Annotated in this window: 10 protein-coding genes, 4 tRNA genes and 3 rRNA genes; all 17 read right to left on the bottom strand. The window is 53.9% G+C overall.

Annotated elements, in window-relative coordinates; genetic code table 11:
- Positions 1-57 precede the first annotated feature (57 nt).
- Positions 58-4,131 (bottom strand): DNA-directed RNA polymerase subunit beta, encoded by a 4,074-nt coding sequence (gene rpoB, locus J3D54_RS11390; protein ID WP_018925655.1) that lies wholly within the window; start codon positions 4,129-4,131, stop codon positions 58-60.
- Positions 4,132-4,351: 220 nt separating this feature from the next.
- Positions 4,352-4,717, bottom strand: a complete 366-nt coding sequence (gene rplL, locus J3D54_RS11385) for a 50S ribosomal protein L7/L12 (RefSeq protein WP_095147407.1) — start codon at positions 4,715-4,717, stop codon at positions 4,352-4,354.
- A gap of 75 nt (positions 4,718-4,792) precedes the next feature.
- Positions 4,793-5,293, bottom strand: coding sequence for a 50S ribosomal protein L10 (rplJ, locus tag J3D54_RS11380; RefSeq protein WP_140672288.1), 501 nt, complete (start codon positions 5,291-5,293; stop codon positions 4,793-4,795).
- Positions 5,294-5,491: 198 nt separating this feature from the next.
- Entirely contained in the window at positions 5,492-6,187 is a 696-nt protein-coding gene (gene rplA, locus J3D54_RS11375) for a 50S ribosomal protein L1 (RefSeq protein WP_007933725.1), read from the bottom strand.
- The gene (gene rplK, locus J3D54_RS11370; RefSeq protein ID WP_007933726.1) at positions 6,187-6,618 is read right to left on the bottom strand and encodes a 50S ribosomal protein L11; all 432 of its coding nucleotides are present in this window, start codon (positions 6,616-6,618) and stop codon (positions 6,187-6,189) included. Before rplK ends, rplA begins: the two co-directional genes overlap by 1 nt.
- A gap of 117 nt (positions 6,619-6,735) precedes the next feature.
- Positions 6,736-7,269 (bottom strand): transcription termination/antitermination protein NusG, encoded by a 534-nt coding sequence (gene nusG, locus J3D54_RS11365; RefSeq protein ID WP_007933727.1) that lies wholly within the window; start codon positions 7,267-7,269, stop codon positions 6,736-6,738.
- A 9-nt stretch (positions 7,270-7,278) separates the two neighbouring features.
- Positions 7,279-7,647: a preprotein translocase subunit SecE gene (secE, locus tag J3D54_RS11360; protein WP_007933728.1), complete on the bottom strand. Its 369-nt coding sequence runs from the start codon at positions 7,645-7,647 to the stop codon at positions 7,279-7,281.
- 45 nt (positions 7,648-7,692) lie between these two features.
- Positions 7,693-7,768: transfer RNA gene (locus J3D54_RS11355), tRNA-Trp, on the bottom strand.
- Positions 7,769-7,942: 174 nt separating this feature from the next.
- Positions 7,943-8,018, bottom strand: a tRNA-Thr gene (locus J3D54_RS11350).
- Positions 8,019-8,044: 26 nt separating this feature from the next.
- Positions 8,045-8,118, bottom strand: a tRNA-Gly gene (locus tag J3D54_RS11345).
- Between the two features lie 24 nt (positions 8,119-8,142).
- Positions 8,143-8,227: transfer RNA gene (locus J3D54_RS11340), tRNA-Tyr, on the bottom strand.
- A gap of 143 nt (positions 8,228-8,370) precedes the next feature.
- Entirely contained in the window at positions 8,371-8,811 is a 441-nt protein-coding gene (locus J3D54_RS11335) for a hypothetical protein (RefSeq protein WP_253418101.1), read from the bottom strand.
- Between the two features lie 7 nt (positions 8,812-8,818).
- Positions 8,819-9,568 carry a pantothenate kinase gene (locus tag J3D54_RS11330; protein ID WP_253418099.1) on the bottom strand — a complete coding sequence of 250 codons (750 nt, stop codon included), beginning with the start codon at positions 9,566-9,568 and terminating at the stop codon, positions 8,819-8,821.
- The gene (gene birA, locus J3D54_RS11325; RefSeq protein ID WP_253418097.1) at positions 9,558-10,517 is read right to left on the bottom strand and encodes a bifunctional biotin--[acetyl-CoA-carboxylase] ligase/biotin operon repressor BirA; all 960 of its coding nucleotides are present in this window, start codon (positions 10,515-10,517) and stop codon (positions 9,558-9,560) included. Before birA ends, J3D54_RS11330 begins: the two co-directional genes overlap by 11 nt.
- Positions 10,518-10,653: 136 nt before the next feature.
- Positions 10,654-10,769, bottom strand: a 5S ribosomal RNA gene (gene rrf / locus J3D54_RS11320).
- Between the two features lie 137 nt (positions 10,770-10,906).
- Positions 10,907-13,798: ribosomal RNA gene (locus J3D54_RS11315) — 23S ribosomal RNA — on the bottom strand.
- Positions 13,799-14,102: 304 nt separating this feature from the next.
- Positions 14,103-15,641 (bottom strand): 16S ribosomal RNA (locus tag J3D54_RS11310).
- The 16S, 23S and 5S rRNA genes sit together here, the layout of an rRNA operon.
- Positions 15,642-15,803 lie beyond the last annotated feature (162 nt).

Genomic DNA, 15,803 nt, shown 5'->3' with positions numbered 1-15,803 from the left:
CCTCCTGGCGGAGCAGAGAGCGGGCAATCCTGCCCCGCTCTCGATTCGCGTCACGTGTTATTCGGTTTCCAGATCGATATCGATGCCGAGGGAACGAATTTCCTTGATCAACACGTTGAAGGACTCGGGCATGCCCGGCTCCATACGGTGATCGCCGTCCACGATGTTTTTGTACATCTTGGTCCGGCCGTTCACATCGTCCGACTTCACTGTGAGCATTTCTTGCAGAGTGTAAGCAGCACCGTATGCTTCCAGTGCCCAGACCTCCATCTCCCCGAAACGCTGACCACCGAACTGCGCCTTACCACCCAGCGGCTGCTGGGTAACCAGGCTGTACGAACCGGTAGAACGAGCGTGCATCTTGTCGTCTACCAAGTGGTTCAGCTTCAGCATGTACATGTAGCCAACAGTAACCGGGCGCTCGAACTTGTTGCCGGTACGGCCGTCGGTCAGCTGCATCTGGCCGCTTTCTGGCAGGTCTGCCAGTTTCAGCATGGCCTTGATTTCGCTTTCCTTGGCGCCGTCGAACACTGGAGTGGCCATTGGAACGCCGCCACGCAGGTTCTTCGCCAGATCCAGGATTTCCTGGTCGGAGAAGCTATCCAGATCTTCGTTACGACCGCCGATCTGGTTGTAGATCTCGTCCAGGAAGGTGCGAAGTTCAGCAACCTTACGTTGCTCTTCGACCATCCGGTTGATCTTCTCACCCAGACCCTTGGCCGCGAGGCCGAGGTGGGTTTCAAGGATCTGACCAACGTTCATACGCGAAGGTACGCCCAACGGGTTGAGGACGACGTCGACCGGGGTGCCATTGGCATCGTGCGGCATGTCTTCAACCGGCATGATCACCGAGACCACACCTTTGTTACCGTGACGACCGGCCATCTTGTCGCCCGGCTGGATGCGGCGACGGATTGCCAGGTAAACCTTGACGATTTTCAGCACGCCTGGAGCCAGGTCATCGCCCTGCTGCAGCTTGCGCTTCTTGTCTTCGAACTTGTCGTCCAGCAGACGGCGGCGATCAACGATGTAGGCCTGAGCCTTCTCGAGCTGCTCGTTCAGAGCATCTTCAGCCATGCGCAGTTTGAACCACTGGCCGTGCTCGAGACCGTCGAGAACTTCGTCGGTGATTTCCTGGCCTTTCTTCAGACCGGCGCCGCCTTCGGCTTTGTGGCCGACCAAAGCGGAACGCAGACGTTCGAAAGTGGCGCCTTCAACGATACGGAACTCTTCGTTCAGGTCCTTGCGGATCTCGTCGAGTTGAGTCTTCTCGATCGACAGTGCACGAGCATCACGCTCAACGCCGTCGCGGGTGAAGACTTGTACATCGATGACAGTACCCTTGGTGCCGGTAGGCACGCGCAGGGAAGTGTCTTTAACGTCGCTGGCTTTTTCACCGAAGATCGCACGCAGCAGTTTTTCTTCTGGCGTCAGTTGGGTCTCGCCTTTCGGAGTGACCTTACCTACCAGAATGTCGCCTGCGCCTACTTCAGCACCTACGTAAACGATACCGGCTTCGTCCAGTTTGTTCAGTGCAGCTTCACCCACGTTCGGGATGTCTGCAGTGATTTCCTCTGGCCCAAGCTTGGTGTCACGCGCCACACAGGTCAGTTCCTGAATGTGGATCGTGGTGAAACGGTCTTCCTGAACAACACGCTCGGACAGGCAGATGGAGTCTTCGAAGTTGAAGCCGTTCCATGCCATGAACGCGATGCGCATGTTCTGACCCAGAGCCAGCTCACCCATATCGGTGGACGGACCGTCAGCCATGATGTCGCTGCGCTGAACCCGATCGCCTTTGCTCACCAGCGGACGCTGGTTGATGCAGGTGTTCTGGTTGGAGCGGGTGTACTTGGTCAGGTTGTAGATGTCGACACCAGCTTCGCCGGTTTCAACTTCATCATCAGCAACACGAACCACGATACGGCTGGCGTCGACAGAATCGATCACGCCGCCACGACGAGCCACGACGCAAACGCCGGAGTCGCGAGCCACGTTACGTTCCATGCCGGTACCGACCAGCGGCTTGTCAGCACGCAGGGTTGGTACAGCTTGACGCTGCATGTTCGAACCCATCAACGCACGGTTGGCGTCGTCGTGCTCGAGGAACGGGATCAGCGACGCAGCAACCGAAACTACCTGCTTCGGCGATACGTCCATCAAGGTGACGTCTTCCGGCGCCTTGACCGTGAACTCGTTCAAGTGACGAACAGCTACGAGCTCGTCGATCAGGACTTTCTTGTCGTTCATCGTGGCCGAAGCCTGAGCGATCACATGATCGGCTTCTTCGATGGCGGACAGGAACACGATCTCGTCGGTTACCAGAGCGTCTTTCACCACACGGTACGGGCTCTCGAGGAAGCCGTACTGGTTGGTGCGCGCATAGGCGGCCAGGGAGTTGATCAGACCGATGTTCGGACCTTCCGGCGTTTCAATCGGGCATACACGACCGTAGTGAGTCGGGTGTACGTCACGAACTTCGAAGCCAGCACGCTCACGAGTCAAACCGCCAGGGCCGAGTGCAGAGACACGACGTTTGTGGGTGATCTCGGACAGCGGGTTGTTCTGGTCCATGAACTGGGACAGCTGGCTGGAACCGAAGAACTCTTTCACCGCCGCAGCCACTGGCTTGGCGTTGATCAGGTCTTGCGGCATCAGGCCTTCGCTTTCCGCCATCGACAGACGCTCTTTGACCGCACGCTCAACACGTACCAAGCCAACGCGGAACTGGTTCTCGGCCATTTCGCCTACGCAGCGAACACGACGGTTACCCAGGTGGTCGATGTCATCGACGATGCCTTTACCGTTACGGATGTCGACCAGAGTCTTCAGAACCGCGACGATGTCTTCTTTGCACAACACACCCGAACCTTCGATCTCGGTACGACCGATACGACGGTTGAACTTCATCCGGCCGACCGCAGACAGGTCATAGCGCTCAGGACTGAAGAACAGGTTGTTGAACAGTGTCTCGGCAGCGTCCTTGGTTGGCGGCTCGCCTGGACGCATCATGCGATAGATCTCGACCAGCGCTTCCAATTGGTTGCTGGTGGAGTCGATCTTCAGGGTGTCGGAGACGAACGGACCGCAGTCGATATCGTTGGTGTACAGAGTTTCGATGCGAACAACGCCCGCCTTGGCAATTTTTGCCAGGATTTCGGTGTTCAGCTCGGTGTTGCACTCTGCCAGGATTTCGCCGGTAGCCGGATGCACGATGACCTTGGCGGTAGTGCGACCCAGGACGTAGTCCAGAGGCACTTGCAGCTCTTTGATCCCGGCTTTTTCCAGCTGGTTGATGTGGCGAGCGGTGATACGACGACCCTGCTCGACAATAACCTTGCCTTTGTCATCCTGAATATCGAGGACAGCGATTTCACCACGCAGGCGCTGAGGCACCAGTTCCAGGCTGAGGTTTTCACCCTGCACGTGGAAGACGTTGGTGGTGTAGAACGCGTCCAGCACTTCTTCAGTGGTATAGCCCAGCGCGCGCAGCAGTACCGATGCAGGCAGCTTGCGACGACGGTCGATACGCACAAATACGCAATCTTTCGGGTCGAACTCGAAGTCCAGCCACGAACCGCGGTAAGGAATGATGCGCGCAGAGTACAGCAGTTTGCCGGAGCTGTGCGTCTTGCCACGGTCGTGGTCGAAGAACACGCCCGGGGAACGGTGCAGCTGGGAAACGATTACACGCTCGGTACCGTTGATTACGAAGGTACCGTTCTCAGTCATCAGGGGGATTTCACCCATGTAGACTTCTTGCTCTTTGATGTCCTTGATCGCTTTATTCGACGACTCTTTGTCGAAAATGATCAGGCGCACTTTTACCCGCAAAGGTACGGCGTAAGTTACACCGCGCAATACGCATTCTTTGACATCAAATGCCGGTTCGCCCAGGCGATAACCGACGTACTCCAGCGCAGCATTGCCGGAGTAGCTGATGATCGGGAAAACGGATTTGAAGGCCGCATGCAGGCCCACGTCGCGGAACTGATCTTTAGTCGCTCCCGCTTGCAAGAATTCACGATACGAATCCAGCTGGATGGCCAGGAGGTACGGCACATCCATGACGTCCGGCAACTTGCTAAAGTCCTTGCGGATACGTTTTTTCTCAGTATATGAGTAAGCCATCAGCGTTCCCCAGCTTGGTCACCTGCTTGTTTGGCCCCTCCCGACGGGAGCAGCCAGAAAATCGTGCAAACCCCATGGTTTGCGCCACCGCATCGGGTGGATACAGCTCGTTATCAGCACCAACCCAGTCGGCCGCCAATAACGGAAAAAGGCCGGTGGCAAGAGCCACCAGCCATCAGCCTTTCGCTTAACGCTCGGGCTGGAGGAGCAAAGTCGATGCTTACTTCAGCTCGACTTTAGCGCCTGCTTCTTCCAGAGCTGCTTTGGCTTTGTCAGCTGCGTCTTTGGCAACAGCTTCCAGAACCATGGCAGGAGCGCCGTCAACTACAGCCTTGGCTTCTTTCAGGCCCAGACCGGTCAGTTCACGTACAGCCTTGATCACGTTAACTTTCTTCTCGCCAGCTTCGGTCAGCATGACGTTGAATTCAGTTTGTTCTTCAACAACAGCGGCAGCAGCAGCTGGACCAGCCGATGCAGCAGCAGCGGTAACGCCGAATTTTTCTTCGAAAGCTTTGATCAGCTCAACAACCTGGATAACCGACATTTCAGCTACGGCGTTGAGGATATCGTCTTGAGAGATAGACATGAATCTAATTCCTGATATTGGGGACGGCCTACGCGACCATCGAAATAAACAAAAAACGCGAGAAGGAGACGAGCCTTAGGCTGCAACTGCTTCTTTTTGGTCGCGAATTGCCGCCAGAGTACGAGCCAATTTGCTGGTAGCGCCTTGAATCACGCTCATCAGCTGGGAAATTGCTTCGTCACGGGTCGGCAGAGTTGCCAGCACGTCGATTTGGTTAGCTGCGAGGAACTTGCCCTCGAACGCAGCTGCCTTGATCTCGAACTTGTCCTGACCTTTTGCGAATTCCTTGAAGATACGAGCAGCAGCGCCCGGATGTTCGTTGGAGAATGCAATCAAGGTCGGGCCGGTGAACACGTCGTTGAGAACACTGAATTCAGTGTCAGCAACAGCGCGCTTGAGCAGGGTGTTACGCACAACACGTACGAAAACGCCAGCTTCACGAGCCTCTTTACGGAGTCCGGTCATCGCGCTTACTGTTACGCCACGGGCATCAACCACGACAGCGGACAGAGCGACTTTGGCAGCCTCGTTGACTTCAGCGACGATGGCCTTCTTGTCTTCGAGTTTAATTGCCACGGGTTTAACTCCTGCTTGTTACCGTTTCATCTGGCCTAAGCCGGATGTCGTTTTGGTGTCTGATTCGGTAAGGAACCGGGAGCACCATCTGCGTAGGCTTGAGGTTTAAGACTTGCGTCGCCTACGGTCTTGGATAGCCCCCGCCAGGCAGGGACCCCAATCTTTCAATTGGCGCAATCGCTTGCGCCAACCTGTGTCTTATGCGTCGAGCGAGCCTTGGTCGATGACCAGACCTGGACCCATGGTGGTGCTCAGGGTAACGCGCTTGACGTAAATACCTTTCGAAGAAGCTGGCTTGATACGCTTCAGATCAGCGATCAGAGCTTCAACGTTTTCCTTCAGCTTGACGGCGTCAAAGCCGACTTTGCCAACGGAAGTATGGATGATGCCGTTTTTGTCGGTGCGATAACGAACCTGACCAGCCTTGGCGTTTTTAACCGCGGTAGCTACGTCTGGAGTTACAGTGCCGACTTTAGGGTTAGGCATCAGACCACGTGGACCGAGGATCTGACCCAACTGACCTACAACGCGCATTGCATCCGGGGATGCGATCACTACGTCATAGTTCAGGTCGCCGCCTTTCATTTCGGCAGCCAAGTCGTCCATACCTACACGGTCAGCGCCGGCAGCCAGAGCGGCCTCGGCAGCTGGACCCTGAGTGAACACAGCAACGCGAACGGTCTTGCCAGTACCGTGCGGCAGCACGGTAGCGCTACGAACGACCTGGTCGGATTTACGCGGGTCAACACCCAGGTTCACAGCAACGTCGAACGACTCGCTGAACTTGACAGTCGACAGCTCGGACAGCAGAGCAGCAGCATCTACAAAGTTGTAGGCCTTGCCTGCTTCGATTTTGCCGGCGATAGCCTTTTGACGCTTGGTCAGCTTAGCCATTACACACCCTCCACGTTAAGGCCCATGCTACGAGCAGAACCGGCGATAGTACGCACGGCTGCTTCCATATCAGCTGCAGTCAGATCCGCGTTTTTGGTTTTCGCGATTTCTTCCAGCTGAGCACGAGTCACAGTGCCAACCTTAACGGTGTTCGGACGAGCGGAACCGCTAGTCAGACCAGCAGCCTTCTTCAGCAGAACCGAAGCAGGGGTGGATTTGGTTTCGAACGTGAAGCTACGGTCGCTGTAGACAGTGATGATCACTGGAGTCGGCAGACCTGGCTCAAGACCCTGAGTACGGGCGTTGAAAGCCTTGCAGAATTCCATGATGTTCACGCCGTGCTGACCCAGAGCAGGACCAACAGGTGGGCTTGGGTTAGCCTGAGCGGCCTTCACTTGCAGCTTGATGTAAGCGGTAATCTTCTTGGCCATGAGGCACTCCAATTACGGGTTCAAACGCCTCGAAAGGCTCCCCGGTTACTTGCGCGTTTATCCCAGTGACGACAAAACCCCACAGCCTAGGGCTGCGGGGTTGGGATGCTTGCTCAGCTAGACCTTTTCGACCTGACTGAACTCCAACTCTACCGGAGTAGAGCGACCGAAAATGAGCACCGCCACTTGGATCCGGCTCTTTTCGTAGTTAACCTCTTCAACCGTGCCGGTAAAATCAGCAAACGGCCCGTCGTTGACGCGTACCGACTCACCCGGCTCGAACAACGTCTTCGGCTTCGGCTTGTCGCTACCATCAGCAACACGACGCAGAATCGCTTCTGCTTCTTTATCTGTGATTGGTGCAGGCTTGTCGGCAGTACCACCGATGAAACCCATCACCCGAGGAGTATCCTTGACCAAGTGCCAAGTACCCTCGTTCATGTCCATCTGAACCAGCACATAACCAGGGAAGAATTTGCGTTCGCTTTTGCGCTTCTGGCCATTACGCATTTCAACCACTTCTTCAGTGGGAACCAGAATTTCGCCGAAGCCATCTTCCATGCCAGCCAGCTTTACGCGCTCGATCAACGAACGCATGACATGCTTCTCGTAACCGGAGTAAGCATGCACAACGTACCAACGCTTAGCCACGGGACACCCTTAGCCGACGATCAAGGAAACAAGCCAACCGAGCAGGGAATCAAGCCCCCACAACAGCAACGCCATAACCAGAACAACAGCCACAACGATCAACGTGGTCTGCGTGGTTTCTTGGCGAGTTGGCCAAACGACTTTACGAATCTCGGTGCGCGCTTCCTTAACCAGTACAAAGAAAGACTTGCCCTTAACCGTCTGCAGGCCTACAAAGGCAGCTACAGCAGCAATGACCAGCAAAGCGAGCACGCGGTACAGGATCGGCGAAGCAGAGTAATACTGATTGCCAACAACACCAACAATCACCAAAGCAACTACTACCAGCCACTTGAGCAGATCGAAGCGAGAACCTTGAGCTTCAGCTTTAGGAGTCATCTATGAAGATCCTGTGAAAAGAAAGCCAGACACACCAGGTGAATCTGGCAGGTCAGGAGGGAATCGAACCCCCAACCTACGGTTTTGGAGACCGTCGCTCTGCCAATTGAGCTACTGACCTAAAACAAAATCAGGCCGACCATTATGCCGGCCCGAAAAAGACTTTACAACAATTTACTCAATGATCCTGGCTACAGGCGCCAACACCATCATGCACGACCACCCTCTCGAACAACAGCGCGCATCTACAAGCCATTAAAACAAAGGCAGATATTTTCATATCTGCCTTGTTATATGGAGCTCTTGAGCGGATTTGAACCGCTGACCTCACCCTTACCAAGGGTGTGCTCTACCAACTGAGCTACAAGAGCGTAACACTTTGCAGGATCTGCAAACCTGGAGCGGGTAGCGGGAATCGAACCCGCATCATCAGCTTGGAAGGCTGAGGTTCTACCACTAAACTATACCCGCGGAGCTTGCAGCTCTCGCTAAAAATGGTGGAGGGGGAAGGATTCGAACCTTCGAAGTCGTAGACGTCAGATTTACAGTCTGATCCCTTTGGCCGCTCGGGAACCCCTCCTAAGCGAGCCGGCATTCTATACTATGCCAGCCTTCTGTCAAGCATTTTCTCATTAAAAACCTGAGGTTAGCTGCGTTGACCTCGCCTTGCACCGTCAACCTTTAAAAGGTCTTCACTGCGAAGCGGGCGCCATTCTATGCAAACTATTCGGCAGGCGCAACCCCCTCACACGGCATTATTTTATGTTTTAACTCATTGAATTCTTTAGAAAGGCTTTGCAACTGCAAGTCATCCAGCAAACGCCGGCTTTCCGGCGCCACACGCACCCAGTAACCCGCGTATTCAGGGAGATCCTTCGGTAAGGACTGAAACTTGATGTCCATGCCACTCAATCGATGCTCGATTGCCTGAGCGACTTCCTGCCGGGCAGAACCACCCAGATAGAGACAACTGCTTTCCGTCTGCGCAGATTTTCCTTTGTCTCGAGTCGTATCAGTCGCCTCGCTCAACAAACGAATGTCCTGCTGAGAGCCCCTATACAAACTCAAGGGGGTCACATCCTTCGCGCGAAGCGGAGCCTCCTGTTGGTGCCAGACGTAATAGAACACATTGAGAACAAGCAGTAGCAGGAACAACCAACGCATAAAAACCTCAAGACAAGGGACACGCCATAGCCAACCCTACAAACACCAGATCTGGAACCACCTTGGCCTCAGGCACAGTCTCGGAGACCAGATCAGCATCTCCTCCTGTGAGGAATACAGCGAAATCCTCCCCCCAATAGCTGCGCGCCAACTCTAGCTGAGCCTGAACAAAGCCCCTCAACATCAGCAAGCAACCTCGCTCGACCGCCTCGACGGTAGTACGCCCAGGAGCAAGACTCTCCAAAGCGCGCTCGGCAGCAAGGTCGCCATAGCGGATTCTACGGGTATGAGTACGCAACTGGTTACGCATCAAGGGCATTCCCGGACAGATGAACCCCCCGAGATGCTCACCATCCCTAGCGACAAAATCAGCAGTGACTGCAGTACCAAAGTCGAGCACCAGACAAGCACCTGAAGCCAGATGAAACCCTCCGAGCATTGCAAGCCAGCGATCGAGCCCTAACCGCTCGAACTCCTCATAGCCATTACGAACCCCGGACATTTCGCGAGCCGGTGTCGCGCACACCACGGAAATACCGAAAGTCTCTGTCAACAAAGCGATCAGGGCTCCGGTTTCTTCGGCGGTTCTGACGCTGACCAACCGACAATGCTTCAGCGCGAGCCCCTTGAGCGCACTCAAGCTCTCCAACAGTGCAAGATCCGAATCAACAACACCCTCACCAATCACCCGCTCGACATCTGCGCCGAGCACACGCCACTTGATGAAACTGTTTCCACAATCGAGCTCAAGAATCATCACGCAACCTCAGACTGAGCTCACCACCATTAAAAACTTTTTCCACGCCACCCACCTTCAAGCGCAAGGCACCCTGACTATCGATACCCAGCACCTCTCCATCTATCTGACTAGCTCCAGCAATCAACGACACAGCGCGTCCCTGCCATAGATGATTTTGCTCCCACTCCGCCCGGATAGCCGGAAATCCGTCGACCTGATGGCGACTCAAGTAGGCCTGGAGCATCAACCCCAACTTCGCGACCAGATGATTGCGATCAACCGCCTTACCCGACTCGAGCCGCATGGATGTCCACTGCTGGTCAACCTCATCGGCCATCTGCATGTTCACATTGACCCCAACACCAATCACTACGTGACACACATCTGCAGGATCGCCCACTAATTCGAGCAATATTCCAGCAATTTTTTTCTGGCCAACCAGCACATCATTGGGCCACTTCAATCCCGCCCCTGAAATACCAAGCTCTCGCAAGGCCTGCATTACGGCGAGCCCGACAACAAGACTCAAGCCTTCCAGCTGCCGCATCCCACCCTCAATGCGCAACACCAGGCTGTAATAGATGTTTTCTGCGAACGGACTAACCCACTTGCGCCCACGCCGTCCGCGACCGGCCGTCTGCCGCTCCGCGAGTACCAGAAATGGCGCGGCCTGGCCACGCTCGATAGCGCGCAAGGCTTCAGCGTTGGTAGAGTCAATTGAGTCGAATACTAGAATGGGCCACTCACAAGAAGGCGCGCGCGCGCATATCTCGACAGGATCAAGCAGCGTCAATGGCGCAGCCAGCTGATAGCCGCGACCGCGCACTTTATGAATGGACAAACCGAGCTCAGCCTCCAAATGCTGAAGCTGCTTCCATACAGCGCTACGACTGACGCCCAAGGCGACGCCCAGGGCTTGGCCCGAATGGAATCGGCCATCTTTAAGAAGCTTTAACAACGTCAGCATGCAAGTCTCGCCTCACAATGAGGCCCGCATGATAGCCATGCCCCGAGCAGTTGCATAGAAACCCTAAAGGTCAGATTTTCCTGCGGACAAAACAAAACCCCTACCTGCGTACGCAGATAGGGGTTTCGGAATTTAATCTTGACGATGACCTACTCTCACATGGGGAAACCCCACACTACCATCGGCGATGCATCGTTTCACTTCTGAGTTCGGGATGGGATCAGGTGGTTCCAATGCTCTATGGTCGTCAAGAAATTCGGGTACCGAACCGTCTTTCGACGCTTCAGCAAATTGGGTATGCGATAGTTTGTGTGTTGTGCGAACTTTCGGTTCATTGCGTCTTCACACACCGCAATCTGGCCTTTCGACTCAAATTGCTTGGGTGTTATATGGTCAAGCCTCACGGGCAATTAGTATTGGTTAGCTCAACGCCTCACAGCGCTTACACACCCAACCTATCAACGTCGTAGTCTTCGACGGCCCTTCAGGGGACTCAAGGTCCCAGTGAGATCTCATCTTGAGGCTAGTTTCCCGCTTAGATGCTTTCAGCGGTTATCTATTCCGAACATAGCTACCCGGCAATGCCACTGGCGTGACAACCGGAACACCAGAGGTTCGTCCACTCCGGTCCTCTCGTACTAGGAGCAGCCCCTCTCAAATCTCAAACGTCCACGGCAGATAGGGACCGAACTGTCTCACGACGTTCTAAACCCAGCTCGCGTACCACTTTAAATGGCGAACAGCCATACCCTTGGGACCGGCTTCAGCCCCAGGATGTGATGAGCCGACATCGAGGTGCCAAACACCGCCGTCGATATGAACTCTTGGGCGGTATCAGCCTGTTATCCCCGGAGTACCTTTTATCCGTTGAGCGATGGCCCTTCCATACAGAACCACCGGATCACTAAGACCTACTTTCGTACCTGCTCGACGTGTCTGTCTCGCAGTCAAGCGCGCTTTTGCCTTTATACTCTACGACCGATTTCCGACCGGTCTGAGCGCACCTTCGTACTCCTCCGTTACTCTTTAGGAGGAGACCGCCCCAGTCAAACTACCCACCATACACTGTCCTCGATCCGGATAACGGACCTGAGTTAGAACCTCAAAGTTGCCAGGGTGGTATTTCAAGGATGGCTCCACGCGAACTGGCGTCCACGCTTCAAAGCCTCCCACCTATCCTACACAAGCAAATTCAAAGTCCAGTGCAAAGCTATAGTAAAGGTTCACGGGGTCTTTCCGTCTAGCCGCGGATACACTGCATCTTCACAGCGATTTCAATTTCACTGAGTCTCGGGTGGAGACAGCGCCGCCATCGTTACGCCATTCGTGCAGGTCGGAACTTACCCGACAAGGAATTTCGCTACCTTAGGACCGTTATAGTTACGGCCGCCGTTTACCGGGGCTTCGATCAAGAGCTTCGCGTTAGCTAACCCCATCAATTAACCTTCCGGCACCGGGCAGGCGTCACACCCTATACGTCCACTTTCGTGTTTGCAGAGTGCTGTGTTTTTAATAAACAGTCGCAGCGGCCTGGTATCTTCGACCGGCGTGGGCTTACGCAGTAAATGCTTCACCCTCACCGGCGCACCTTCTCCCGAAGTTACGGTGCCATTTTGCCTAGTTCCTTCACCCGAGTTCTCTCAAGCGCCTTGGTATTCTCTACCCAACCACCTGTGTCGGTTTGGGGTACGGTTCCTGGTTACCTGAAGCTTAGAAGCTTTTCTTGGAAGCATGGCATCAACCACTTCGTGTTCTAAAAGAACACTCGTCATCAGCTCTCGGCCTTAGAATCCCGGATTTACCTAAGATTCCAGCCTACCACCTTAAACTTGGACAACCAACGCCAAGCTGGCCTAGCCTTCTCCGTCCCTCCATCGCAATAACCAGAAGTACAGGAATATTAACCTGTTTTCCATCGACTACGCTTTTCAGCCTCGCCTTAGGGACCGACTAACCCTGCGTCGATTAACGTTGCGCAGGAAACCTTGGTCTTTCGGCGTGGGTGTTTTTCACACCCATTGTCGTTACTCATGTCAGCATTCGCACTTCTGATACCTCCAGCAAGCTTCTCAACTCACCTTCACAGGCTTACAGAACGCTCCTCTACCGCATCACCTAAGTGATACCCGTAGCTTCGGTGTATGGTTTGAGCCCCGTTACATCTTCCGCGCAGGCCGACTCGACTAGTGAGCTATTACGCTTTCTTTAAAGGGTGGCTGCTTCTAAGCCAACCTCCTAGCTGTCTAAGCCTTCCCACATCGTTTCCCACTTAACCATAACTTTGGGACCTTAGCTGACGGTCTGGGTTGTTTCCCTTTTCACGACGGACGTTAGCACCCGCCGTGTGTCTCCCATGCTCGGCACTTGTAGGTATTCGGAGTTTGCATCGGTTTGGTAAGTCGGGATGACCCCCTAGCCGAAACAGTGCTCTACCCCCTACAGTGATACATGAGGCGCTACCTAAATAGCTTTCGAGGAGAACCAGCTATCTCCGAGCTTGATTAGCCTTTCACTCCGATCCACAGGTCATCCGCTAACTTTTCAACGGTAGTCGGTTCGGTCCTCCAGTCAGTGTTACCTAACCTTCAACCTGCCCATGGATAGATCGCCCGGTTTCGGGTCTATTCCCAGCGACTAGACGCCCTATTAAGACTCGCTTTCGCTACGCCTCCCCTATTCGGTTAAGCTCGCCACTGAAAATAAGTCGCTGACCCATTATACAAAAGGTACGCAGTCACCCAACAAAGTGGGCTCCCACTGCTTGTACGCATACGGTTTCAGGATCTATTTCACTCCCCTCTCCGGGGTTCTTTTCGCCTTTCCCTCACGGTACTAGTTCACTATCGGTCAGTCAGTAGTATTTAGCCTTGGAGGATGGTCCCCCCATATTCAGACAAAGTTTCTCGTGCTCCGTCCTACTCGATTTCATGGCCAAGAGATTTTCGCGTACAGGGCTATCACCCACTATGGCCGCACTTTCCAGAGCGTTCCGCTAATCTCAAAGCCACTTAAGGGCTAGTCCCCGTTCGCTCGCCACTACTAAGGGAATCTCGGTTGATTTCTTTTCCTCAGGGTACTTAGATGTTTCAGTTCCCCTGGTTCGCCTCTTGCACCTATGTATTCAGTACAAGATAACCATCTTATGATGGCTGGGTTCCCCCATTCAGACATCTCCGGATCAAAGTCTGTTTGCCGACTCCCCGAAGCTTTTCGCAGGCTACCACGTCTTTCATCGCCTCTGACTGCCAAGGCATCCACCGTATGCGCTTCTTCACTTGACCATATAACCCCAAGCAATCTGGTTATACTGTGAAGACGACATTCGCCGAAAATTCGCGATTAAACTCACAAATTTTACCTTAGCCTGAATAAACACCAGTGAAAGTGCTATCCAGTCTATCTTTCTATCACATACCCAAATTTTTAAAGAACGATCTAATCAAAAGACTAGAAATCAATATTCACAACGGAATATTCATTTCTAAGCTTTAACGATGCAGGCCACCTTATGCGGCTAGCCTATCGTCTTCTTCAATGAATCAAGCAATTCGTGTGGGAACTTATGGAGCAGCTGATGTCGTCGATTAAGGAGGTGATCCAGCCGCAGGTTCCCCTACGGCTACCTTGTTACGACTTCACCCCAGTCATGAATCACACCGTGGTAACCGTCCCCCCGAAGGTTAGACTAGCTACTTCTGGTGCAACCCACTCCCATGGTGTGACGGGCGGTGTGTACAAGGCCCGGGAACGTATTCACCGCGACATTCTGATTCGCGATTACTAGCGATTCCGACTTCACGCAGTCGAGTTGCAGACTGCGATCCGGACTACGATCGGTTTTATGGGATTAGCTCCACCTCGCGGCTTGGCAACCCTCTGTACCGACCATTGTAGCACGTGTGTAGCCCAGGCCGTAAGGGCCATGATGACTTGACGTCATCCCCACCTTCCTCCGGTTTGTCACCGGCAGTCTCCTTAGAGTGCCCACCATTACGTGCTGGTAACTAAGGACAAGGGTTGCGCTCGTTACGGGACTTAACCCAACATCTCACGACACGAGCTGACGACAGCCATGCAGCACCTGTCTCAATGTTCCCGAAGGCACCAATCCATCTCTGGAAAGTTCATTGGATGTCAAGGCCTGGTAAGGTTCTTCGCGTTGCTTCGAATTAAACCACATGCTCCACCGCTTGTGCGGGCCCCCGTCAATTCATTTGAGTTTTAACCTTGCGGCCGTACTCCCCAGGCGGTCAACTTAATGCGTTAGCTGCGCCACTAAGAGCTCAAGGCTCCCAACGGCTAGTTGACATCGTTTACGGCGTGGACTACCAGGGTATCTAATCCTGTTTGCTCCCCACGCTTTCGCACCTCAGTGTCAGTATCAGTCCAGGTGGTCGCCTTCGCCACTGGTGTTCCTTCCTATATCTACGCATTTCACCGCTACACAGGAAATTCCACCACCCTCTACCATACTCTAGCTCGACAGTTTTGAATGCAGTTCCCAGGTTGAGCCCGGGGATTTCACATCCAACTTAACGAACCACCTACGCGCGCTTTACGCCCAGTAATTCCGATTAACGCTTGCACCCTCTGTATTACCGCGGCTGCTGGCACAGAGTTAGCCGGTGCTTATTCTGTCGGTAACGTCAAAACAATTACGTATTAGGTAACTGCCCTTCCTCCCAACTTAAAGTGCTTTACAATCCGAAGACCTTCTTCACACACGCGGCATGGCTGGATCAGGCTTTCGCCCATTGTCCAATATTCCCCACTGCTGCCTCCCGTAGGAGTCTGGACCGTGTCTCAGTTCCAGTGTGACTGATCATCCTCTCAGACCAGTTACGGATCGTCGCCTTGGTGAGCCATTACCTCACCAACTAGCTAATCCGACCTAGGCTCATCTGATAGCGCAAGGCCCGAAGGTCCCCTGCTTTCTCCCGTAGGACGTATGCGGTATTAGCGTTCGTTTCCGAACGTTATCCCCCACTACCAGGCAGATTCCTAGGCATTACTCACCCGTCCGCCGCTCGCCACCAGGTACAAGTACCCGTGCTGCCGCTCGACTTGCATGTGTTAGGCCTGCCGCCAGCGTTCAATCTGAGCCATGATCAAACTCTTCAGTTCAAACATCTTTGGGTTTTTAAGAAACCCTAAACTTGGCTCAGCAATCGTTGGTTACATCTTTGATTTCTCGCGGAGTAACTTGTGATGCTGATAATCTTGTTGACTATCAGTCTGACTCCACAAGCACCCACACGAATTGCTTGATTCAGTTGTTAAAGAGCG

Origin of the sequence: Pseudomonas sp. GGS8 (assembly GCF_024168645.1) — a bacterium.
Classification (GTDB): domain Bacteria; phylum Pseudomonadota; class Gammaproteobacteria; order Pseudomonadales; family Pseudomonadaceae; genus Aquipseudomonas.
The sequence above is the reverse complement of the archived record's forward strand: the minus strand, read 5'-3'. Positions and strand labels throughout refer to the sequence as shown.

What these genes read in the sequence shown, in the direction of transcription:
- rpoB (WP_018925655.1), bottom strand. Translation starts at nt 4,131, where the DNA reads ATGGCTTACTCATATACTGAGAAAAAACGTATCCGCAAGGACTTTAGC.
- rplL (WP_095147407.1), bottom strand. Translation starts at nt 4,717, where the DNA reads ATGTCTATCTCTCAAGACGATATCCTCAACGCCGTAGCTGAAATGTCG.
- rplA (WP_007933725.1), bottom strand. Translation starts at nt 6,187, where the DNA reads ATGGCTAAGCTGACCAAGCGTCAAAAGGCTATCGCCGGCAAAATCGAA.
- rplK (WP_007933726.1), bottom strand. Translation starts at nt 6,618, where the DNA reads ATGGCCAAGAAGATTACCGCTTACATCAAGCTGCAAGTGAAGGCCGCT.
- secE (WP_007933728.1), bottom strand. Translation starts at nt 7,647, where the DNA reads ATGACTCCTAAAGCTGAAGCTCAAGGTTCTCGCTTCGATCTGCTCAAG.
- J3D54_RS11335 (WP_253418101.1), bottom strand. Translation starts at nt 8,811, where the DNA reads ATGCGTTGGTTGTTCCTGCTACTGCTTGTTCTCAATGTGTTCTATTAC.
- J3D54_RS11330 (WP_253418099.1), bottom strand. Translation starts at nt 9,568, where the DNA reads ATGATTCTTGAGCTCGATTGTGGAAACAGTTTCATCAAGTGGCGTGTG.
- birA (WP_253418097.1), bottom strand. Translation starts at nt 10,517, where the DNA reads ATGCTGACGTTGTTAAAGCTTCTTAAAGATGGCCGATTCCATTCGGGC.